The following is a 21,368-nucleotide window of genomic DNA, read 5'->3' as shown; positions in this document are numbered from 1 at the left end:
TCTTTCTATTGCTTAATTCTGCCAGCCCCGATAAGGTGCTGTTGCCAGTAGCTATTGTTCAAATCAGCGTAGCCTATCGGGTCGCCAGCGTGATACATCTGATTGTTTCCCACATAGATACCGACGTGGGTTACATAGCTTCCTGCGTCATAGGTGCTGTGGAAGAACACCAAATCCCCAGCCTGTGCCTGTGAAAGCGGGATATGCTGGGTAACGTCATACTGTTCCTGTGCCGTTCTCGGTAAGGAAATGCCCGCCTTGCCGTAACACCATTGAACCAGCCCCGAACAGTCAAAAGAAGTGTTAGGGTTGTTCCCGCCATAGACATAATCCCAATTCTTATATTTTAGGGCTTCGTCCATGATTTTTTGAACGGTCGCATTATCAAATTTTGTAATCGTTAGATACTGGCTGACAAGCTCCACATAGAACATATTCCCGTAGGCATATCGCCAGCCACCATTGCGGGCAACAGCGATAGGGTTCGTGTAGGTGACTTTCTTCCCGCCAGACTTGTCACGAGCGAAATTCTCTGCCAGCGTGAAACTGTGCTTTTTTCCATTGGAAGCCACATAGCCGATATAGCCACCGCCATAGTTATAGGACTGTACCACCACGTTTATATCCTCTATGCCTTGATTTTCTGCTGAAGAAAGCAGGGACGCAAAATACTTACACCCCTGCTTGATTGAGCTTTCCGTATCAAGGGAGTTAGGCGGTAAGCCCATGCTCTCGGAACTCTGCATAACGTCCTCGGCTGTCCCGCCACTTTCCACCTGTATGATTGCGAGCAGATAGGGGACGTACTCAGAAATGCCGTACTCTTTAGCGTATTTCTCCACCATAGGCTGATGTTTCAAGACCTCTGCGGACAGGTTCATGCCCGTTACCCATGAGGAAGAACCACTGCTCCCGTCGTCGTCCTCGGCACTGATAATCACACCAAAGAAAAGCACTATCGCAAGAAGAAAGGAAAACAGACTGCCGATAAGGGCGAGATGTTTTAGCTTCATTTCTTACGTCCTTTCTTTCCTGTCATGTTTAAGGTCGCTTTCTTGATGTTTCGCTCTTTTCTGGTGGTCTGCTGGTTCAGCTCCACACCATTGAGCCTTGTTCCATGTTTCTGCAATACAGGTTCAGAAGATTTTGAAGCAAGCGGACGCTCCTTGACAGGTTGTGCTTTCGTTGGCTCGGTATGTACCTTATCCGTGGTGACAGGACGCTTGACTTCCTGCGTTTTTCCTGTATCGGTCTTAGAAGCAGGAGAAGCGGTCACAGATCTGTCATGGGGACGGGTAGCTCCTGTTGTCGCTGATCCGCCCGTCGTTCTGCCAACCTGTTTTGCTTCCTGTGCCTTTTGAAGCTCCATACGCTTATCAGCAATATTCTGTCTGTGCTGTTGGAGCTTTTCAGCACGCTCGCTCTGTCTGGTTTCCTGTCCCTGCACAATGCCACGTTTGAAGTCGGACACATTTGCTTTTGCCTTTTCCTTTGCGGAGTGTACGGCATAGGCGGTCTGGGTCGGCATATCCTTGATATTCTCCTTGACAGCCGTTGCCTTGTCCTTGACCTTGTTTTTCGTATCAAGCACCGCACCTACGGCTGAACCCGCTCGGCTACTTATGGACTGATTGCTCCTGTTCCCTCTTGAAGCGGAAGTACGGTTTTTGTTTCCTGCACCCGTAACGGCACTTCCCGCCACAGCTCCCGCCATGCTTCCAGCCGTGACCGCACCAGCGATACGTCGTTCCATACGCCTAGCCCTGTGTCGCATGAACAGATAAGGACGACGGAATATCCTGCGTCCCATGCTCTGGCTGTCCCCAGCATTTAAGCTAAACATACTCATAAGGTCGCCCAGCTTCATGTAGATACCCACAAAGCACACTATCTGTAAGAACGCAATCATAAAGAACGGGTAATCGGTGGAGATATTGTAGAACATACTGGAAATACTAAAAGCCACCGTAACAATAAGGGTAATGCCCGCCCTTGTCATAATCGTATTGAACACTCGCACGATTGCCTGTTTCGCCATGTTCTCATAGCTGGGTATCATACTTAAAAGAAAGCTGATAGGCAGGAACATAGCGAAGATGATAAAAAGTATCTGGGAGAATATCATCATGCCTGTGAGCAGGAAAACAAATATCGTTATCCCCAGATTGAAGATGAGCAGGAAGAATACCATTCCCAGACGGTTGATGACCTGCGGTATCGTCAGATTGTCGTTGTCGTTATCCTCGATTTCCGTTTTCACCACGTCCTCACGGGTCGCCCCGTCGTCGGCAGAGGGACTAGCCGATACCAGAGCTTCCACACGGTCAGCCCCGATTTCCTCTATATCACTGTTGCCGAATTGCAGGAGTAGCCACGGCTGTTGTACCTGTATGGAAAACAGGCTGTCCCTTATCAAGTCCACGCTGTCTTTTCCCTTACTGTCGCTGTCGGGAAGCATGATTTTTGTTCCCAAATCCAGCGAAGCCGTGGAAATGTCCGAAGAAAAGTCATTGATTTTCTTGATATAGTCGGGAGCGTAGGCGATAAAGGAAGCGGACAGCACGAACACTACAATGAAATTGATAACGGCGTGTAGTGCCTTGCTAGTTTCTCGCTTGATAAGCCCTGTGTAGGCAACATAGATACCCACGATAAGGATAATGAGAAGCAGGAAGCCTACATAGAAGCCCGTACTTCCGAAGCCGTTTTCCGTCACGCCCGCCAAGGTCTGTATGCTTTTCCCGATACTGTCTGCCATGTCGTTAATGAAGTCCAGCTTATACGCCTGCTGGACGACGTACCCCGTGGCGTTGCTTAGATACAGGCTTATCGTCCAGATAAAGTTGGTGATACAGTAAAGCCCATATTGTACGGACTTCCCGATACCGTCCAGCCAGTTCCACGGAAGCCAGCCCCAGCTATTGTCCACATAGAAGTCAAGCTGGTAGTTTTCCAAAGGGTACTGTGAATACAGGTTATCCGCATTGACCGTATCATCAACCAGCCCCGTGGCATGAGCTACCGTACCGAACAGGGAGAGGAACACAATAGAGGTAAAAATGACTATCAGAGCAATCTTGAAAAAACGAAAGAGCTTCTTTTTTGTCAGAAGCCCCTTTATCCTATCTTTCATCACTCCACCTCGCTTTTCACGGGCGGTCTGGTATCAAAGGCGTGCAGTAATTCTTCAAAGACAGGGTGTATCTGCACCACGCCCACACGCCCGTACAAATCTTGAAGCAGGCATTGTCCGTTCTCCAAGTCACGAAGTCGTTTCTGGTTGTTCTCATCGTCCTTGTCGATACCGAAAAATTCAAGGGTCTGCTTTATCTCATTGATGTCGGTACTTCTAAAGGCAAACTTCAAACCGATATTGTTTTTCAAGCTCTCCTTTGACACGTCGCCAGAGGATTGTGTGACGAAGTACACGCCCGCCTGCATAGCACGTCCCGCACGCACCAGCTTATTTGAGAGCGTTTCTCCCTGTGCCACGTTGAGGAAAGCCCACGCTTCATCTAAATCCACGATTTTAAAAATGCTTCTGTCACTGTGGATAAAGTCAAGGGCAAAGGTACTAATGACAATCAGCATAGCCACAGACAGCAGTTCAATGGTCGTGTATCCCTCAAAGGTGGTGTCCTTGTCGGGCAGTACCAAATCTGCCACCTGTATGATATTGAGCTGGTTGTCCAAGCTGATAGCGTTCTTAACCGTTCCGTCGGAGAACAGCAGATGTGCAAAGTCATAGTCCGTAAAGCTGTCGATATGGTCGGCAATGTTGCGGGCTATCGCCGTGTCCTCTCTGCGTAGCTCGTCTATCACATGGAGAAGCCCTCGCTGATCGCTCTGGGTCACGGCTCGCACCGCTTTTCTAAGGACAGGGAATTTCTCACCGTCCCTAGAGGAAATCCCCGTAAGGAATGTGAGAATGTCTATCGCCAGACTTTCAGCGTCCTTTACATTCTTCATAATCACGAACGGGTCAAGAAGCCCAGCGTTCTCCTTATCGCTGGTAAGGTTGACGATATTGATTTCATGGGCTATCTCTGGGAGCGTTTCTTTCCAGTTGCCACGCTCTGATTTAGGGTCAAGGATAACTGCCTGTCCCCCAAAGAGAACGGAATAATAAACGATAAGGTTATTGCAGAATGATTTTCCACCGCCAAGGCTTCCCACAAAGGCAGACGCCAAAGCGTTGGTAACTGTCCCTTTCACGCCTTGACTGGCAAGGGACGGCTGTAAATAAACATTTCTTCCTGTGTCCACGGAATATCCGATATAGATACCTGTGTTTTCTCCTAACTGCTGGGTCGCCCCGAAGCCAAGACCAGCCAAGAAGTCGGATTTCACATACTGCACATAGTCATTGATGTAACGCTTGCTGGCGGGGAGAAATTCAGAGTGAAGCCCCAGCATATCCCCAGCGGGACGGACTAATTTTACATTGAGGTCGTCGTAAAAATCCTTGACCTCATCACAGCGTCGTTTCAGCTCGTCAAGGTCGGGAGCTGATACCCTTATCACATAGGAAAGTTTATACATACTTTCCTTGCTCTGGTCTAAATCGGTTTCCAGCTCGTCCACGCTGTCTAATGCGTCCACCACGTTTGAGCTGGTTTCGCTTCCAGACTGATAGGCGTGGTTGTCCAAATCTTTCAGCTCTTTCTTTTTGTTTCTTACCGTGGAAAGTGCCTTGCGGTTGCCGACGATTTCCACGTTCATAGAAGTGTCAACAGGAAAGGTGAACTGCTGTTGCTGGAAATAGAAGATTTCCGACGACGGAAAATCCAGCTCGCCCACAATCGCATTGACGGTAAAGTAGGACACGAAGCTCTCGCTGTCCTCATGTTCCAGCCTTATGTATCGCTGGCTTTCCTCTATCAGACAGCGGGTCGGACGGATAAGGTCGTACTGCTTGATGAGCGTTGCCTTTTTCAGCTTCTTCTTTGGAAGCGAATACTCGTAGTACTCATACGCCACACCGTCCCTGCCGTAGATATGCTCGATAAGATACCCGAAGTCGTTCTTATCCAAGCGTCGGAACTTGAAACGGCGGGAGATTTTATTTTCCAGCAGTTTTTCCATTTTCATGTAGCGGTTGATTTCATCATCTGGCATGGAGATAAAGTCGTTCATCAGCGTATGGTTGACCTCATTCAAGAACTCTTTGAACGTCATAAACGCCGATTTTTTCATGCTGTCAAGGCTCACTTTTTCCTCTGTCACAATGAGCTTGAAGCCGATAAAAAAGCGGTAGTCCACTTGATTGTCCCCAATCATGGAAACAAGGGCTTCCGTCTGTTCGTCTATCTTCTGTATCGCCACATCACGAAGTCGCCCTGTCACCAGCTTTTTTGACTGCTCCTGTATGCTTCTTATGGAGCTTTCCGTCGCTATCTGCAAGGCGTGTATCTTTCCCTCACGGGACTGTGCGATAAGCTGACGGAAGCTGTCATGGACGATAAATTTCTGCTCCGCTGACAGAAAAGAATAGTTATACGGTATCAGTTCATAGTAGGCGAATACCTCATTGTCCTTGTTCCAGACAAGGTTGTTGTCGATATATTTAATCGGGAACATACATCACACTCCTAACCGCCGTGACGGGTTTGCTGAACACTTCCTTTTCCAGCTTCACGGCTTTTCCTGCATAAGTTACTTTTGGTCGGACGGCATAGGTCAGCATGGACTTTAAAAAGCTGTAAGGCTTCTTGCCGTCAAAGGTTTTTTGACTCATAAACCATGTGAGGGCAACGGGAATACCGAAGTATTTCAGAAATGCCCCCTCGATCAGTGATAACGGCGGTAAGTCCCCTAAGAGAATGACGGCAAACTCCGTAATGACAAACCACGTTATCTGGGTAAAGGTAACGGGAAACGGGAGAGTAAAGTCATTGATTGCGTATAAGACTTTCTCCACGTTCCAGATACCCGTGTAGCTCTTAATCTTCTTCAATTCGTTTCAGCTCCTTTCGTTGTAATGGAAAAGGACAGCCATTTTTCAGACTGTCCTTGATAGAAAAAGCTGACAGTAGCGATCTTTCCTGTCGCTGATCTGCCAGCACTAATATGGTATCTCGCACATACCTCGGCTTGTTTCAATAAATGTTCCCTCAAAGGATAAATCCCTGCCGTATGCTTCATAGTCGATATAATTCTGCAACGGTAGCGGTATCTCGCCCAACATCTGCAATTCATCAATGAAGTAATAGGCAAGGTCGGTCATATCCTCACAGTCTGGATAGAAATATATCTCGTCCTTATGTTCGTAGACTTCTTCCAGACTTCCATAGTGGGAAACAAACTCGTCCAGAGCGTCGGTGATATAATCGGGAAGCTCACAGATCATCTCGTACATCTCATTGAGTTCTTGAATAGAGATATACTCCCCGATTTCAATAGGGAAGTTATCCGTATCATGGACAGCGTATTCCTCATAATAGCTGTTCAGCCCGATACGCTCCGCAACATCTTCCTCGTCGATAGGGAAAGAGAACCAGTCCCCCACAAGGTAGCCCTCATTGTATTTGCCAAGATTAGCGATATACACTCTCATGTCATCAACCACAGGCACACACCTCTTTTCTATGGAAGTTCATAGATACCATGATCGGTTTCCACAAATCGTCCGTTGCCGTCAAGGTACTGTCCGTAGGCTTCAAAATCGAAATAGCAGATAACACTCTCACTAAGGGAAGTGAAAACTGGGTCATTGTTCAGAACGTGTCGGGCAACGTCCGTCATGTTCTTGCACCACGAATAATGAATGATGTCGTTTCTGTATCTGTGCAGTTCATCAAGATCAGAGAAGTAGCACATCAGCTCCGTATAGTCCTCTTTCAAGTAAGACGGTAAGTTTTCATAGGTATGGTACAGGTCATTGAGCTTTTCGACAGTGGTATCTTCCTGCACTTCATCAGCAAAGGGAAGCTCCTTGCCCGTGATATAGTAATAGTCTGTATCTACATCAATCCCCAGCAGTTCTTCCACCTGTTCCGTGTCGATAGGCAGGGTGAACCAAAAGGCTCGTATCTCGCCGTCTGTCGGCTCTCTGGCTTCAATCTGCACACGCATTTCTTCCATGTTTCATCACGTCCTCTCTTGTCAACGCTTCCTGTATGACGGCGTAGGGTACACCGAATACATAGCGTGCAAAATCTTCTAACTGTTTCTTAGGATAGTCAGACAGGCAAAGGCGTTTCATTTCAAACCAGACCGCACGCTTGTAATAGGGCAGGTCGGAGAGCCTGCATATCCGTAAAAATGTCTTTCAATCAATCACTCCAATCTGAAATTTGAGTATAGAAAAAGCGGTTGATCTCCAATGGAGTAACCGCTTTGTTTGTGGAATATGAAATTTTAAATAGAGTTTACTGCATTTTCACAATACTTACTATTGGCATTCATTCCGCAGAAAAACCTTTAACCATTTGATATAAGTCATACAAGTGTTTCAATGACATATCTAATATCGGTTCAAACATAAATGAATTCAAATGTATATTTTCTGGTGTAATCATTGCAACTAATTCTAATGTATTCATTACCCCATCATTAATATGTTTTCGATATGCTTTAATCATCCAAGCACTTTGATTTTTCTTTGAATAGATATCATTAATAATGCTGGTTCCATTAGGTACGTCTGAGAGAATTTTTTCTTTCATATACTTTTCGGCTCTTAATCGAATTGCCATTGATAAAATTAATTTATTTTCAATTTCTAGTTTTTCAACATCCACGATTTTATTAGCTTCTTCCATAATTATATCATAAATCAATTCTGTCTCATGACCATTAGCAAAACCTACATTATTATTTTTACACCAATATGAATTAAAGATATCCTGTATATCTTTGAGCGATATTGTTTGAGTATCATCCTTGTAATGCAAAACACTCGTAAGAGTTAAATAATCCGGATTGGTATCGCCATCTGTATATTCAATTAAATTGCGTACAAATGGAATAGATGCCACTACAATATTATTACAATTAGCCCTACCTAAACGTTCTTTATAATTTGTAAATATATTTTTAGTATACTGTCCTTTTTCAAAATGAATTTTACCATTGTCAGAGAAAGCTATATATGAATTACCTCTTTTGGTTATTCGTGATGCCACTGTTCTATAAAAGTCAAAATTGTGCGTTAGAAGTAAAATTTTAAAGCTCTTTTCTCCATTAGGATTTGTATATTCAGCTATATCACTAATATATTCAATAATTGCATATTTGTTTTTGTAGTCAAATGATTCTGATATATCATCTAATACAATTAATTTTTCTCTGTGTTCTTTTTGAGCAACTAAAATTTGAAAAATCATATTAAGAATATAATACGCTCTTTTTTCTCCTGTACTAAGCACCTCTAGCAAATTATCCTTTGTTACTTCTTTTTCTCCACGATTATCAGAGAAAATGTATTTAAAACTTGGCAAATCTTGATTTAAAATTACGTCGTCTTGATTTGCCGGTTCAATAACAAATGGAACATAAAATCTTTCTTTAAATAAATCCAAAGCAAGTTTCCAATCGGTTATTTCATTTTTGGCCTTATCCCTTAAATTCTTCAAATCTTCTTGTGCCTTTTTATACTCTGTCAATAGTTCATGAAGCATTGACTCATAACAAGCAAATACTTTAATCCAAACTTTCTTTTTGAATTTATCAATATCTTTATATTCTACGATAATATCTTGATGTTTCTGTAGAAAAGCATTAAACGCTAGCGTATCTTTATTCTTAGTAATTGCTTTATTTATCTTTTCAAATAAATCTTTAATCTCCTTAGTATTTAATACCTGCTCCTTTTCTGCCTTAATTAAATCATCTAATTCCTTTTGACTCTTCAATACTACAGCATTACTTCCATCTTTGGCATTTAATGTTATTTCATTATTTGCTACGAAGAATCCATTGTTACTTAATGAATTACTAATATTTCCATAGTTATTGTGATCTATAACTCCCCTCTGCATATATAGAGACTTATCTATCAATTCATTATACTTTTTTTCATATTCTTCAATTAATTCTGATGTTTTTCCATTTGTAATCATCGAATATACTTTATCATTAAACAAAGCATTATAATCTAACTCATCCTCATCTAAAGAACACGCCCACTCTGAGTTATGTAGTAGCCCAAGTATTTCTTCTAAACACTGATATTCTTCTTTTGCCGATTTGTTCCAATCTTTCAGCATTACACTTTTAACCTCGAAGCTACTGCGTGAAGAGTATTTGAGTTTTTGTTTAATTTGAGTATATAAATTTTGTTTCCTTTCTTCTATAGTTTTATGAATTGTCATGTATTCTTTTCTTAATTCATCGTTTGCCATTAACATCCCTTGATTTTCATATGCATTTTCATCAAAAGGATTAATAACTATAATATCTCCAGGTAAAATACTGGTGTTATTTTCATCAACTATGCTGTATGTACTTCTAAATCCAAACACTCTTTCTTCTACAGGTTTGTTATCTCGTATTGCTTCAAATGTTTTTGCCAATGATGATTTCATTGTTCCATTCGGTGCATAAATTATCGATACATTATTTTTTGAGTAATCTATAGAAATATTCATTTCCTGAATTCCATAGCAATTACTTAACTCTAATTTTAATTCTTTCATTATGAATATCTCCTCATCAAATGCTTTTATCTAATCTGATATAATTATAACAGCTATATCTTAGTCATTCAACGAAATTCATAGCGTGACTATCTTTTATCTGTGTACCATTCCGTCACCCCCCTTTCATTCCCCCTATGCCCGAACTCCCATAGGGGGACAGGTAAGTTTGCGTGATCGCAAACTATTGATTGTTACGCACCAATGATACGGTTGAACAGCTCTAACAGCACGTCCTTGACACCGCCGGCATTGAATACCAGCCCGACAGCGATTAAGGCAATCACAAGGAAGCCGATAAGTTTTGAAAACTCTCTCTTAAATCCTAAGTAGATACCGATTACCACGATAGCCATAAGCACCAAGCTCTGGGCGTTGCTTAAAAACCAGTTGTATAAGTTCTGTCCGAAATTCATTCTTTATCAATCCTTTCTTTTTTGATTTCTTCCATTTGTTCGTCAGCCATTTTGCTGACCTGTGCGATACACATAAGGACGACGCCGATACCCATTCCCAGCGATACCAGCACCAAGTCCTTGACAAGTTCTGCCATAGTCAAAATTCTCCTTTACTCTGTGATAAGCTCCTCTGTGTCCGCTGTCTGCTGTTTGATTATCTGCAAGTGCTTTTCCGTCAGCTTTGCGTTGTCCTCAATCTCTTTCAGATAGCTTGTGCTGTTGCCAGCGTCTATCTTTTTCAGCATTTTCAGCGTAGGGGCGACCTGTCGGCTTATCCAGCCCAGCGTCCTTTCCAGCGTGTAAGGCTCTGGGTCTGTTGTCAGCTTGATAGGCGGGCGGTCTTTCCCGATAAACCACGCCCAGCGGTCATTGAGCTTCCAGTCTGTCTTTCGCTTCTCCGGCTCTCTGTCCACGAAGCGGATATAGTGATTGATGATAGAAAATGCCGTCTGTTCTGCGTCATAATGGGTCAGCAGTTCACGGACGGCATAATAAGCTCTTTCATCTTTCAATCGTATCTCGAAGCGGTTCTTTATGAGTGCTTCTTCAAGCGGTATTCCCAGCTTTGCGTACTGTTCGTAGTTCTTCTCGTAACAGCAGAAGTAGACTTCTGATTTCAGAGAGCCGATATACAGCGTGTGTCCCATTCCCGCCTTGTCCTGCTCGTTGTGTTTCACCAGCTCGCCGGAAGCATAGGACTTGAAAGAACGGAACAGGGAAACACATTCCTCACGGTTGCATTTGGAGGTCAGATCTGGAATATCCAGTATGCCCGCTCTGTCGTTAATCGCAAGGTCAAGGCGTTTCATCACACCGCCCTCAACCAGAGCGTCCATGAGGAAGTCATACCAGCTTCGCTCCTGTGCCAGCAGATAGCTTTCAAACTGGCGACAGCCTTTTCCTTTCAGCTCCAGAAGCGTGCCTTTTTCCTCGTCCTGTGAGGTGTAGACGAACACATCACCCAGATAGTAATGCTCGGTGTATTTATAGTGTCCGTAGTCCTCATGGAGCATATAGTCCATGTTGAGCTTCAATATATCTTTGATAACGTGCTGTATATTCAGCGTGGGGAAACGGATACGCACATAGTCGAACAGCAGGAACATGGGAGCGTCGGGATTGAATTTCTCGACCGCTTCCATGAGCTTGTCCTGCATATCGTCCGTGAGCTTGACCTTTCCCGCTTCGATACGGTTCAGGTGTTCACGGCTGATACCAGCCATGATTGCAAGCCTTGTCTGGGACACGCCGTAAGATTGACGTTTCTCTTTCAAGGCGTTAATAAAGGTGCTTTCATTCAGCCTGCATACCCCCTTTTAGAAATCTGTGATATTTTCCGCCGATTGTCACAGTCAGCTATGAGTGAGAGAAAACCCTTATACCAAGCGGGATTTCCAGACTTTTTGACCGTAGTTTCCAGCGGAATTGTGCCCCTCTGTTAGATACCGAGGGGCTTCTTTCGTGGAGCAGGGCAAGCCCTGCTCCACAGGACGGCTTACACGGTCTGGGTCGCTCCGCTGACCGTTCCAGCCGTCAAGTGGTTCAGCCTATCCTTGTCATGCCCGTATAAACTACGATACAGTCGGTATCTCTTGAAAGGCATTTTCTGGCGATATCCTTGTCAATCTCGTATTCACGGCATACCTGTCTGAAATGCTCCCTGTCCATGACAAGAAACGTGTAGCGGAAAAGACAGCCCAGCAGGTTTGCCATGTGTGCGGGAAGCTCCACGGAAAACAGCAACGGCATTTCCAGATAATCCTCTGCCAAATCTTCCAGCAGTTCCGACATTCTCTCATGGAAAAGTGTTTCTGGATAGTCGTCGTCCTGTTTATATTCACTGTCTGCCGTAAAAGCCAAATCGGACAGGAATTTTCCATACCCCAATCCGATACAGGTAAGTACACTGTCGGTACATTCTGGTTCATAATGGATTTTCAAATATCCCATAGTCATTCAATCTCCTTTTGTTTCTCTGGTACGGCTTGCCTTGCCAGTGCAAGTGAGCCGATAGTCTGCAAAAAATCATGCCCCTTTGGAACAAGGGGAGTGTAAAACTCCGATATGACGCTCGTACCCACGTCACAATAGCCACGTCCTTTGATACGCTTCTGGAAGAACTGTTTCTTTACGTCGCTTCCAAAGAGCATACCGTAGCCAAGCTCGCTGATACGTCCCAAGCCCACACGGAAGTTGAAATTATCTCTGATACCGTCTGAAAAATACTTTGCGTCGGGACGCTGGCACGCAACGATAAGGAAATAGCCTGCCTGTCTGCCAAGCATGACGATTTTCTTTAGCTGGCTTAAAAGGCTTATGCTTTCCTTTGTCCCCAGCATTTCCAAGAACGCCACATACTCGTCAAAGATAAGGAAGTAGGGCGGTAAGCCCAGATAGGCATAGTTCTCGCCCGTCTTGTAATCAGGGTGTTGCTTCATTTCTTCGCTCCTTGCCACCATGCCCTCATAGAACGCATTGACACATTCAATCATATCTTCTTTGGTGTGATACACGTTATCCATGACCGTACCCAAGTCCGCAAGGTCAGCGTTCTTAGGGTCTAAGATGTAAAGCTGGGCGTTGGTCTGCAAGAGGGCTTCAATGATTGTCAGCAGGAAATAGGTCTTTCCACCGCCAGTCCCGCCACAGATAAGGGCATGAGGGAGTGCGTCGTATTCCCATATGAGGTTCTTCATCAGACGCAAGCCCCCGTTTTCAGCCTTTACCTCGTCAATCGTGATACGGTTCGCTATCATGTCATAGAGCAGGGTGTACTCGATATAGCCGTCATGGAGCGTCTTGTCGGTCAGCTCACAGTAAAGTCCGCTTTCCAGCTTATCTTCCAGTCGCAAAAGCTGGTCTTGATACTTTCCTAAAGAGATTTCACAGCGGATATGGAGCAGTCCCGTGTCCATTTGATAATAGATTTTAGGAAACCAGATGATTTTTTCCCTTGATCTGCTCTGCAGGTCAGTGAAAAAACCGCTGTCCTGTACGGTCTGTGCTTCATACCACTTATTGTCCAGTATCATGCGGGAGAGCTTTTGACGGTGCAATAGCTTCTTGAAGCTGTCATGGAAGAAGCGGTAATAAAGAAAAGCGACCAATGCACAAACACCAGTCGCTATCCCTATGGTTATGAAGTTGTATGTAGAAAGTGTCACGTCATTATCAAGCAGGCTGAAATGCTCCCAATCAGTACGCATGAGCTGTCCCATGTTCAGTAGCAGGAGAACCGCCACGAATAGGAGCAGGAGCGTACCCACACAGAAGCGGTACACAAGGTTCTTGTCGCTGGCTCTGATACGCTTTCCCTTGTATTTGTATAGGCTCATAAACACCCCTTTCTGGATATGGAAAAAGCGGTCAATCGTATAGACTAACCGCTTTGTATAACTTTATCTTTCAAAATGAGAAATCCTGCCATATGTTGCGTATGAATATTTAAGTAATTGATAAATATCATTTCTAAGAATATATTGATATGTTCCTGAGATCGTTTCATACGCTGGAAGTGAACTTGCTCTTGATGAAGAATCCCTTTTTGACTGTATCAATTCTTGCTTAGCAGGCTTTGATACTGTTTTATGAACCCATTCAGAATTTAATAAGCAATCTCCACAATAAATACTAGAACTGTAGTACGGTTTATTCCCATTTTTTATGAATTGAAGTAATATTTTATAATCATTTGAAGATAAACTGTCTATTTCTGTCCAAATCCACTCTAAATCTTCTTGTAATTCACTAGCTTTCCGTTGTTTACTGCGTTCTTCAATGCCTTTCGAGTAATTGTGATACTGTATTTTCTCTATTAACCATATTACAAATTTTATGCAAAGAAACCATACGCAGAATAAAAAAACGCTATAACCCCAAATGGTAAACTTTAATAATAACCTATTATCCGTGGGTGTAAAGTAATAAGTGATAAAAGAAAGCACTATTGCAATAACCGTTGGCACTAAATATTTCTCAAGAAATATTCTTAATAAGTCTAATAATTTCTCGCTCATGTATTCACATCCCTTAATTAAAAATCATACATGAACATTATACGATTTCTTAATATTAGAGACAATCAAAATTTATTTTATATGATAATTATTTTTTCTGCTGTCCCTGCGGAGCGTGGTTCTGTGGATTTCCTGTGGGCTGACTGCCTTTATTTTTCAGCACAATATCGTCTGCCTTGATGTACCATTCCACGTCTGCACCTCGGTAGTGGCGTTTGCCACTGTATCGGCAACAGGATTGATAAGCTCCACCTCGGCATTATACGGGTAGTCCTTGACAGGGATTTCCGCTGGGATAGATACCTGTATCGTGCGTTCCTGCTGACTGCACTTCAAGTCATAGGTTCTACGCTTGATTTCCTCGCTGGTCGTCCCGTCCTCATTTTCTACACGCACCTCATGTCTTAATGCGGAGAATTTCAGCACTCCAAACGTCTTTTCCTTATCTAACACAATTCCATTCGCTAATCTCATAATCTGATACCCCCTTTACTTGCTTTCCTCGGCTGGGAGCATATCATCAGCCGTTAAGATATAGTTGGTGTAGCCACGACCTCGCACGTTCTTTCCCTCGGCGGTAATCTTAGGATTGACGAGCTTGACTTTCTGCTCATACTTGAAACGCTTCTCCCCAGCCTTTGTGGGAAGCACCACGATAATGTCGTCGGCTCTCTGAATGTCGGAATACAGGTTGTAGCTTCTCGTCACGGGAACAAAGCGACCATTCACACGCTGTTGTTCCACGTCATTTTCTCCTGCAAACTCCAAGTTCCCAAAAGTCTGTGCCATGTCAGGCACGATATATTTCAATTTCATGTGTTCATACCTCATTTCTTTCTGTTGTTGATATGTGGGGAGCTACACTCCCCACGCCCCTAGTGGACTGTTCTTTTCCGTCAATCCGCAAGCAGATTAACAGAAAAGGAACAGTTTAAATTTTCATTCCCTGTTATAAGTACATACGGCGGGGAACGTGATTTCTTCATCATAAGCAGACCGTCCGATTATGAACGTCTACGCTTGATGAAGTATGTTCCTGCCACGCCTGCACCAGAGAGAACAAGAAGCCCTAAGAATAAGGCAATGTTTGTGTTGTCGCCTGTCTTTGGAGCGTCCGTTGTCTTGCTCGGTGTATCTGGTGTGGTCGGCTGTTCTGGCTCTGTTGGTTCTTCTGGCGTTTCTGGTACTTCTGTGATTGTCACCGTCTGCCCGTCGTCCTCAATGTCCTTATGCTCTGTAACCTTTGTCGGTTCGTCTGGATTGCTCAAATCGTATAATTCCTCAAAGGTCACAAGCTCTTTCCCGCCCAGCTCGGAAGCGTCGAATGTAAAGGAAATCTGGACTTCCATGCTTTCACTGTCGGCAGTAAAGGTATAGTCATTCTCGACACGTTCACCATTGATGATAAGTTCTGCGTTTTCGTCCTTAATCATCTGCCAACCTACAAGCTGATACTTTGTGCCAATTTCCAATCCGTCAAGGGTAACGGTATCAATGATTGTCACGTCTTTTCCAGCTTCAATCTCTTTCTTTCCGTCCTCGCTAGTCGCTGTGGTATGGATAGAGATGATACGCTCTGTGATAAGCACCGTCTGTCCCTCGTCGTCAATGTCCTTGTGTTCAGCCACCTTTACAGGCTCGTCCTTGTTGGAAAGGTCGTAAAGTTCCTCAAAGGTAACAAGGTTCTTACCACCTAAATCAGACGCATTGAATGTATAGGAAATTTCCACTTTCATTTCTTCATCATCAGCAGTAAAGGTATAGCTGTTCTCTACGCGCTGTCCGTCGATAAGAAGCTCGGCATTTTCTTCTTTCAATATCTGCCAGCCTTTCAACTGATACTTTGTGCCTTTTTCCAGCCCGTCAAGCGTAACCGTGTCAACGATTGTTACCTCTTTGCCAGCCACGATAGACTTTTCTCCGTCCTTGCCTGTGGCTGTGGTATGGATAGAGATTTCTTTCTCGTATTCATCAGTAAGTGTCCCTAAGTCAACGGTCACATTGTTTCTGGACACCACGATTTCAAACGGTGGGATAAGCTCAAAGCCTTTGTTGCCCTCACAGCGTAATTCCTCAATGATATAGGTATCGTAAATCAAAGCACCCTTGCTGTCGTCCGGCTCGCTTGTTCCAAACCAGATACCGTCCTCGCTGGTCTTTCCTGCGTTAGTGTTGTTCTTATGGGAAGCCCAGTCAGAAGAAGTGGAGAACTGCCCGTTATCATCAGTTACGATAATATGGCTCTCACCTGTGGTCTTGCTTGTGATCCTAAACGGAACTCCCGCAAGATGCTGGTGTGTGCCAGCACCAATCTTGACACCCTCTAGGTCGCCACGCTTCACTTGATTGTAAATGGAAGTGTCCGCACCTGTAAGGTCAACGATTTTTCCGTCCTCTGTGATTTCAAATTCAATCGGTTTCGCACCGTCCGTCAGATAGCCCTCTGGAGCTTTGCTTTCTTCGATACGGTATTTTCCGTAAGGTAACAGGTCGGCAGAAGTAGAAGCCACGCCCTCAATGTCGGTAAGGATTGTCTTTACCACTTCATTCTTATTGTAGAGCTTGCCCTCAACAAGTACGGCGTTGTCATTTAGAGAGATGATTTCAAATTCAGCGTCTTTCAAAGTCGCACTTCCTTGACCTTTGGTATCGCTGGTTTCCAAATCTCTTTTCTGGATTTTCACACCGCCACGGATAACCTTGTCTGATACATGGTACTGATTGCTTCCAGACAATACGGCAATGTCGCCGTCCTCGGTAATCTGTGTAAGGTACATTCCCTTAATCTGTTCCTCGCTTCCGTCAGCCTGCATATATGCACCGTCAAGAAGATAGCCGTCAGGAGCTTTCGTTTCCTCAACAGTCAGCGTTCCTAAAGGAAGTACGTTCTTTCCGTCCTGTGTATAGAAGCTGTCCCCAGATACCTTGTATTCATCAGAAAGGCGGGAAACATAATGGATAGTGCCGTCGCTGTCCTTTTCAGCGATTGTCTTTGTCACCCATGTCTTTGTAGGCTCGCTAGGGAGATTGTCAGCGGTATAGTGTCCCGCATAAAATTTCCATGTGAACTCCGCACCCTCTAGGGAAGCGTCGCCCTGTGGAGCGTCTTTCTGTGTTTCCATGTCAATCTTGAAAAGCTCAATCAAGGTGTCTGTGACCTTTGGCGTATCTGATACATTGAGTGTCACTGTCTTGCCAGCTTCCACATTTAAAGAATAGACAGTGCTGTCTACCTTATAGCCAACAGGAGCAGAAAGCTCTTTGATGTAGACTGTGCCAGCCTTTACTTCCACGGTATCCGTGTTTCCGCTGTTATCAGTCGTAAGGGTGGCAAGCTGTTTCGTACAGTCCTTATCAGAATAGACACCATATGTCGCACCAGCGATAGAGTAAAGCCCGTTCCCGTCAGTAATGCTGGCATTACTGGAAGTCTTTTTAAGGGTGGCATTTCCTACGGCAAGTTTCGCCCAGAACTGTCCAATGTCCTGTCCCTCGCCAGAATAGATGTAACCGCCACATTCATAGCGTCCCTTGTTCTCGCTGGCAAAGGCTTTCGCCCCAGCGTAAACCTCGTCCTGTATAGCTTTAGGGATTTCATCATAGGAAGCTCTGACGTTATCGCATTGCCAGCCAAGATGAACGCTCAATCTCTGCCATACGACGCACTGTTTCAAAAGATAGATATGCTGACTGCTCAATCCGCTGTGGCTCTGCACATACTGATTAACATACTCGATTGAGAGTGCAACATCTGAAATCTGGTCGTAGCTCATGCGTGTGCTTGCGTCGGCTCTGGTCTTGTAGCCGTTGCGGAAGTTGGTGTTAATATCCACGCAGAAAGCGTCCTCGCCCTCAACGGTCATGTGTCCCTCGTTGAATGTCGAACCGATAGAACCGTCATTCATTACTTTTTCAACGATACCGACACGCTCGGCACTTTCTGTCCAGTATTGCTTCTCGGAAGCGTGGACTGCCGTTGTCGGCAAAGCGGTAACGATAGTCGCAAAGGCAAGGAAGCCTGTGGCTAATCGCTTCAATATCTTTTTCATAGCTTTTAAAATTCTCCTTTCGTTTGGATATAGAAAAAGCCGTCCATTTCTGAACGGCTGGAAATAGAAAAGGAACGTCAATATCGGCGTTCCATAATCTACTTGCGATATTCAATTTTTCAATTTGTGATACTGATATACTGTGGCAAGAAAAGGTATCTCTCCGCTGATTGACACCAATTTTGACACCAAATTTTTATAAAATGACGATTTCTGACGAGTTAAGACAAAATCATAAAATCCGAGAAATGCCCATAAATAGGCACTTACGGCACTCTATGAAGTTAGACAAAAGCCACACTGCGATAACAAGAGGTGAGTGCTAATTTTTTAAATATTTTTTTTGGAAAACCTCAAAAAAGCTTGATTTTACGGGCTTTTTCGGGCTTTCCAATTTTATGATTTTTTCAAAAAATGGCTTACTACACCATTTTTACACCATTTCTACACCAATTTCAGAATCGGGGATCTCCAAAATCCCCTGTAAATTCAAGGAAATCTGAGTTAATTTACTACACCATCAAAAGCAGAAAAATCCGATTTTTTTTCATGTTTTTCACCATCATGCCCCTAAAAACTCCAATGCCGGGACAGAAATTTCCATCACATAATCTGCACCAAATCCATCTTTGCGATTTCTCTTTCGATCCTGGACCGGTCTGTGATATGGTTATAAACTTCCATCGTGACACTGATGTTGGCATGTCCCATCACGTACTGAACGACCTTCATATCCAGATCTGTCTCTGCCATCCGGGTACAGGCCGTATGTCTGAGAATATGGGCGGAAATATGAGGCAGCTCTTCCGGCTTTCTCCTCTCCCGCTTTGCCCGCTCATTTTCTTCCTCGTTATACGCCTTCACAATATCCCGGAGAATAAAGTTCACAGTAGTCGGCATCATAGGGCGTCCGCTCCTGCTCATGAATACGAAATTCGAAAGCCCTTCGATCTTCACATCCCTGGGAATTCCCATCTGAAAATTCAGCCGTCTCTGAGTCTCAAAGGCTTTTGCCACCATCTTGCTCATTGGAATCTCCCGGATCCCGGCTTCTGTCTTGGGCATGGTCACATGAAAATCACACCCGTCTCCATAGTTCTTATAGATCAGCTGATGATTCACATATACGGTCCGGGTCTTCAGATCTACGTCCTTCCAGGTGAGCCCGATCAGTTCGCCACAGCGGAGCCCGGTTCCGATCATCACCTGCAAAAGCGGCAGATAGATATGGAATACCTCGCTGTTCTTAACATAGTTCAACAGATTTTTCTGCTGATCAAAGGACAGGGCGATGCGTTTCTTTTCCGGTTCCCCATAGTCTCCCAGCGTTCTCTTGGCCGGATTCTTTCGGATGATATCATCATCTACAGCCACCTCAAAGCTCGGTAAGATCATATTATGGAGAAACTTGATGGTACTGTGGGAATATTTCTGTTTGCTCAGCCGGGAATAAAACAGGCGTACATGAGATGGTCTAACCTGTACCACTTTCATCTGTCCGAGTTCGTTCCTCACAAGACTGTTCCACATCCTTCTGTAATTGGCCTGTGTACTCTCTGCCAGCTTTCTGGTATCCATGTGGATCTCAAACAGGTCATTGAGAGTCATGTTCTTGCATTGGGTATCGGTCATAATTCCTTCGCTCTGGTCTTTCTCAATCTCTTTTTCTTTTTTCCTGAGTTCAGCCAGATCCGGAGAATAAACGGCCAGGCGTCTGCCAGTCCGTTCATCTTTATACCGGTACATATAGAGTCCATCCTTGCGCTGGGATTCCCCGGTCCTCAGATTTCTTCCTCTATTGTCTTTTCTTGCCACAAAACCATTCCTTTCTGGAACAGTTCAGCCATCATTCGTACGTAGCGCGGTTTTGCGAATGGCGCGTGCTGAACTGTTGCTTCTGTAATCTTCACACCTCCCTGTTGTGGGGAATGGTCTTGTCCTGTCTATGAAAAGTATAGCACAAAACCAACCCCACGCACATCCGTGTTCCTCTATTCTGCTATTGCTTCCAGGTATTTCTCCACTTTCTGTACGGAGTACAATACCCGGCGGCCGATGGTGATCCGGGCTCCCGCATCTTCCGCAATCTTCCTTGCAGTCATCTGTCCGCAGGAAAGCATAGCGGCCAGCCCTTCAATATCCACTGCCAGACGGCAGTTGCTCTCTCTTTCTTTTGTCTGTCTCATTTACCTCATCTCCTCCTTTACTCTTTTCTGCATCCGCCCCAGCTTTTCCTGAGCCGTACGTTTTCGGAAACTCTCCCCTTTAAACTGAACCGGCACGCACATCTCCAGCAACCGGTCATAAATCCTGGCATGCGCTGTATCCTGCGGATTCTTTAACTCCTGCAGTGTCAGATTGGTCGTCGCGATCAGGGGTTTCTCGCTCCGATATCTGCCATCGATCACCGCATAGATCTGTTCCAGTCCATACTCTGTCCCCCTCTCCATTCCAAAATCATCCAGAATCAGCAGCGGAACTCTGCACAAATTTTTTATATATGTATTCTTCTCTGAAAAATTAGCAGAAAGATCATTCAGCACTTCCGCGAAATTGTTCATACGTACTTCTATCTCCTGTTCCAACAGTGCATTGGCAATACAGCCCGCCAGAAAACTTTTCCCGGTTCCCACTGCTCCCCAGAAGAGGTAGCCTGTATTTTCCGCCTTCATTGTTTCCCAGTCTTTCACATACAGCTTTGCAAGCACTGTATTTCCGGAAAGTCCCTTATCATTCTTAAATGTCCATTCCTTCATGGATCTATCCGAGAAACAATGTTCCTTCAATTCTCTGACTACAGCTTCATGGCGCTGCTGTTCCCGGTACTGTTCCTCCTCTTTTCTCTTTTGCCTCCGGCACTCACATTCACGCGGATGTTTTTTTATTCCCAAAACTCCGATTTTCTCCTGATCGAAATAAGCCTCCTTCGGTTCATGGCATTGTCCACAATACAGGAGCCCGTCTTCTCCGATGTAATCCTCCCTGGTTTTTCTCCCGGCTGCATCATGTTCTTTACTGTTTCTTCTACCACCTTGTTCATAGACTTTCCTCCTCACTGCAGGTATAATCCGGAATGTTTTTTACCGGAGCTGACCGTTCTGCCCATCTTCTCAAGGTAACAGCATGATCAGCATATTGCTTTCCACTGGAACGCATATAACTGGACAGTTCCTCGATCAGCCTGTCTAATTCCCGGATCTCCTGTTT

The 21,368-nt window shown here is 44.5% G+C and carries 19 protein-coding genes and 1 pseudogene; all 20 read right to left on the bottom strand.

Annotated elements, in window-relative coordinates:
• Positions 1–5: 5 nt before the first annotated feature.
• Entirely contained in the window at positions 6–1,013 is a 1,008-nt protein-coding gene (locus B5G33_RS16805) for a bifunctional lytic transglycosylase/C40 family peptidase (protein WP_087418452.1), read from the bottom strand.
• Positions 1,010–3,133, bottom strand: coding sequence for a CD3337/EF1877 family mobilome membrane protein (locus B5G33_RS16800; RefSeq protein WP_087418451.1), 2,124 nt, complete (start codon positions 3,131–3,133; stop codon positions 1,010–1,012). Before B5G33_RS16800 ends, B5G33_RS16805 begins: the two co-directional genes overlap by 4 nt.
• On the bottom strand, positions 3,133–5,580 hold the full coding sequence (locus tag B5G33_RS16795; protein ID WP_087418450.1) for an ATP-binding protein: 2,448 nt from the start codon (positions 5,578–5,580) through the stop codon (positions 3,133–3,135). The genes B5G33_RS16800 and B5G33_RS16795 overlap by 1 nt, the downstream gene beginning before the upstream one ends.
• Positions 5,567–5,956, bottom strand: a complete 390-nt coding sequence (locus B5G33_RS16790) for a conjugal transfer protein (protein WP_087418449.1) — start codon at positions 5,954–5,956, stop codon at positions 5,567–5,569. Before B5G33_RS16790 ends, B5G33_RS16795 begins: the two co-directional genes overlap by 14 nt.
• A 108-nt stretch (positions 5,957–6,064) precedes the next feature.
• Positions 6,065–6,568 carry an antirestriction protein ArdA gene (locus B5G33_RS16785; protein ID WP_087418448.1) on the bottom strand — a complete coding sequence of 168 codons (504 nt, stop codon included), beginning with the start codon at positions 6,566–6,568 and terminating at the stop codon, positions 6,065–6,067.
• Between the two features lie 17 nt (positions 6,569–6,585).
• Complete coding sequence (locus tag B5G33_RS16780; protein WP_087418447.1) at positions 6,586–7,083, bottom strand: antirestriction protein ArdA; 498 nt, start codon at positions 7,081–7,083, stop codon at positions 6,586–6,588.
• On the bottom strand, positions 7,058–7,204 hold the full coding sequence (locus tag B5G33_RS21765) for a hypothetical protein (protein ID WP_242974742.1): 147 nt from the start codon (positions 7,202–7,204) through the stop codon (positions 7,058–7,060). Before B5G33_RS21765 ends, B5G33_RS16780 begins: the two co-directional genes overlap by 26 nt.
• 199 nt (positions 7,205–7,403) lie before the next feature.
• Complete coding sequence (locus B5G33_RS16770; RefSeq protein ID WP_087418446.1) at positions 7,404–9,638, bottom strand: hypothetical protein; 2,235 nt, start codon at positions 9,636–9,638, stop codon at positions 7,404–7,406.
• A gap of 194 nt (positions 9,639–9,832) precedes the next feature.
• Complete coding sequence (locus B5G33_RS16765) at positions 9,833–10,054, bottom strand: hypothetical protein (RefSeq protein ID WP_010817890.1); 222 nt, start codon at positions 10,052–10,054, stop codon at positions 9,833–9,835.
• Positions 10,051–10,191 carry a DUF3789 domain-containing protein gene (locus tag B5G33_RS16760; protein ID WP_021374764.1) on the bottom strand — a complete coding sequence of 47 codons (141 nt, stop codon included), beginning with the start codon at positions 10,189–10,191 and terminating at the stop codon, positions 10,051–10,053. Before B5G33_RS16760 ends, B5G33_RS16765 begins: the two co-directional genes overlap by 4 nt.
• Before the next feature lie 15 nt (positions 10,192–10,206).
• On the bottom strand, positions 10,207–11,397 hold the full coding sequence (gene mobT, locus B5G33_RS16755; RefSeq protein ID WP_087418445.1) for a MobT family relaxase: 1,191 nt from the start codon (positions 11,395–11,397) through the stop codon (positions 10,207–10,209).
• Positions 11,398–11,638: 241 nt separating this feature from the next.
• Positions 11,639–12,046: a hypothetical protein gene (locus B5G33_RS16750; protein ID WP_242974741.1), complete on the bottom strand. Its 408-nt coding sequence runs from the start codon at positions 12,044–12,046 to the stop codon at positions 11,639–11,641.
• Between the two features lie 2 nt (positions 12,047–12,048).
• On the bottom strand, positions 12,049–13,431 hold the full coding sequence (locus B5G33_RS16745; protein ID WP_087418443.1) for an FtsK/SpoIIIE domain-containing protein: 1,383 nt from the start codon (positions 13,429–13,431) through the stop codon (positions 12,049–12,051).
• Between the two features lie 63 nt (positions 13,432–13,494).
• Positions 13,495–14,112 carry a hypothetical protein gene (locus tag B5G33_RS16740; protein WP_087418442.1) on the bottom strand — a complete coding sequence of 206 codons (618 nt, stop codon included), beginning with the start codon at positions 14,110–14,112 and terminating at the stop codon, positions 13,495–13,497.
• Between the two features lie 88 nt (positions 14,113–14,200).
• Positions 14,201–14,586 (bottom strand): annotated as a pseudogene (locus B5G33_RS16735) (YdcP family protein).
• 15 nt (positions 14,587–14,601) lie between these two features.
• The gene (locus tag B5G33_RS16730) at positions 14,602–14,928 is read right to left on the bottom strand and encodes a YdcP family protein (protein ID WP_087418441.1); all 327 of its coding nucleotides are present in this window, start codon (positions 14,926–14,928) and stop codon (positions 14,602–14,604) included.
• A gap of 188 nt (positions 14,929–15,116) precedes the next feature.
• Positions 15,117–18,161 carry an SrtB-anchored collagen-binding adhesin gene (locus B5G33_RS16725; protein WP_087418440.1) on the bottom strand — a complete coding sequence of 1,015 codons (3,045 nt, stop codon included), beginning with the start codon at positions 18,159–18,161 and terminating at the stop codon, positions 15,117–15,119.
• A gap of 603 nt (positions 18,162–18,764) precedes the next feature.
• Entirely contained in the window at positions 18,765–19,976 is a 1,212-nt protein-coding gene (locus tag B5G33_RS16720) for a site-specific integrase (RefSeq protein WP_087418439.1), read from the bottom strand.
• A 176-nt stretch (positions 19,977–20,152) separates the two neighbouring features.
• A complete protein-coding gene (locus B5G33_RS16715; RefSeq protein WP_004605493.1) occupies positions 20,153–20,347 on the bottom strand; it encodes a DUF6462 family protein in 195 nt (64 codons plus the stop codon).
• Positions 20,348–21,217: an ATP-binding protein gene (locus B5G33_RS16710; RefSeq protein ID WP_143276549.1), complete on the bottom strand. Its 870-nt coding sequence runs from the start codon at positions 21,215–21,217 to the stop codon at positions 20,348–20,350.
• Positions 21,218–21,368 lie beyond the last annotated feature (151 nt).

The sequence above is a fragment of the Blautia sp. An81 genome (assembly GCF_002161285.1).
Classification (GTDB): Bacteria; Bacillota; Clostridia; order Lachnospirales; family Lachnospiraceae; genus Blautia; species Blautia ornithocaccae.
Note: the sequence above shows the minus strand (reverse complement) of the source record. Positions and strands in the feature narration are given on the sequence as shown.

Excerpts from the sequence above, each read along its gene's own strand:
- B5G33_RS16805 (WP_087418452.1), bottom strand. The coding sequence starts at position 1,013 with ATGAAGCTAAAACATCTCGCCCTTATCGGCAGTCTGTTTTCCTTTCTT.
- B5G33_RS16800 (WP_087418451.1), bottom strand. The coding sequence starts at position 3,133 with ATGAAAGATAGGATAAAGGGGCTTCTGACAAAAAAGAAGCTCTTTCGT.
- B5G33_RS16795 (WP_087418450.1), bottom strand. The coding sequence starts at position 5,580 with ATGTTCCCGATTAAATATATCGACAACAACCTTGTCTGGAACAAGGAC.
- B5G33_RS16780 (WP_087418447.1), bottom strand. The coding sequence starts at position 7,083 with ATGGAAGAAATGCGTGTGCAGATTGAAGCCAGAGAGCCGACAGACGGC.
- B5G33_RS21765 (WP_242974742.1), bottom strand. The coding sequence starts at position 7,204 with ATGAAACGCCTTTGCCTGTCTGACTATCCTAAGAAACAGTTAGAAGAT.
- B5G33_RS16770 (WP_087418446.1), bottom strand. The coding sequence starts at position 9,638 with ATGAAAGAATTAAAATTAGAGTTAAGTAATTGCTATGGAATTCAGGAA.
- B5G33_RS16765 (WP_010817890.1), bottom strand. The coding sequence starts at position 10,054 with ATGAATTTCGGACAGAACTTATACAACTGGTTTTTAAGCAACGCCCAG.
- B5G33_RS16760 (WP_021374764.1), bottom strand. The coding sequence starts at position 10,191 with ATGGCAGAACTTGTCAAGGACTTGGTGCTGGTATCGCTGGGAATGGGT.
- B5G33_RS16750 (WP_242974741.1), bottom strand. The coding sequence starts at position 12,046 with ATGGGATATTTGAAAATCCATTATGAACCAGAATGTACCGACAGTGTA.
- B5G33_RS16745 (WP_087418443.1), bottom strand. The coding sequence starts at position 13,431 with ATGAGCCTATACAAATACAAGGGAAAGCGTATCAGAGCCAGCGACAAG.
- B5G33_RS16740 (WP_087418442.1), bottom strand. The coding sequence starts at position 14,112 with ATGAGCGAGAAATTATTAGACTTATTAAGAATATTTCTTGAGAAATAT.
- B5G33_RS16730 (WP_087418441.1), bottom strand. The coding sequence starts at position 14,928 with ATGAAATTGAAATATATCGTGCCTGACATGGCACAGACTTTTGGGAAC.
- B5G33_RS16725 (WP_087418440.1), bottom strand. The coding sequence starts at position 18,161 with ATGAAAAAGATATTGAAGCGATTAGCCACAGGCTTCCTTGCCTTTGCG.
- B5G33_RS16715 (WP_004605493.1), bottom strand. The coding sequence starts at position 20,347 with ATGAGACAGACAAAAGAAAGAGAGAGCAACTGCCGTCTGGCAGTGGAT.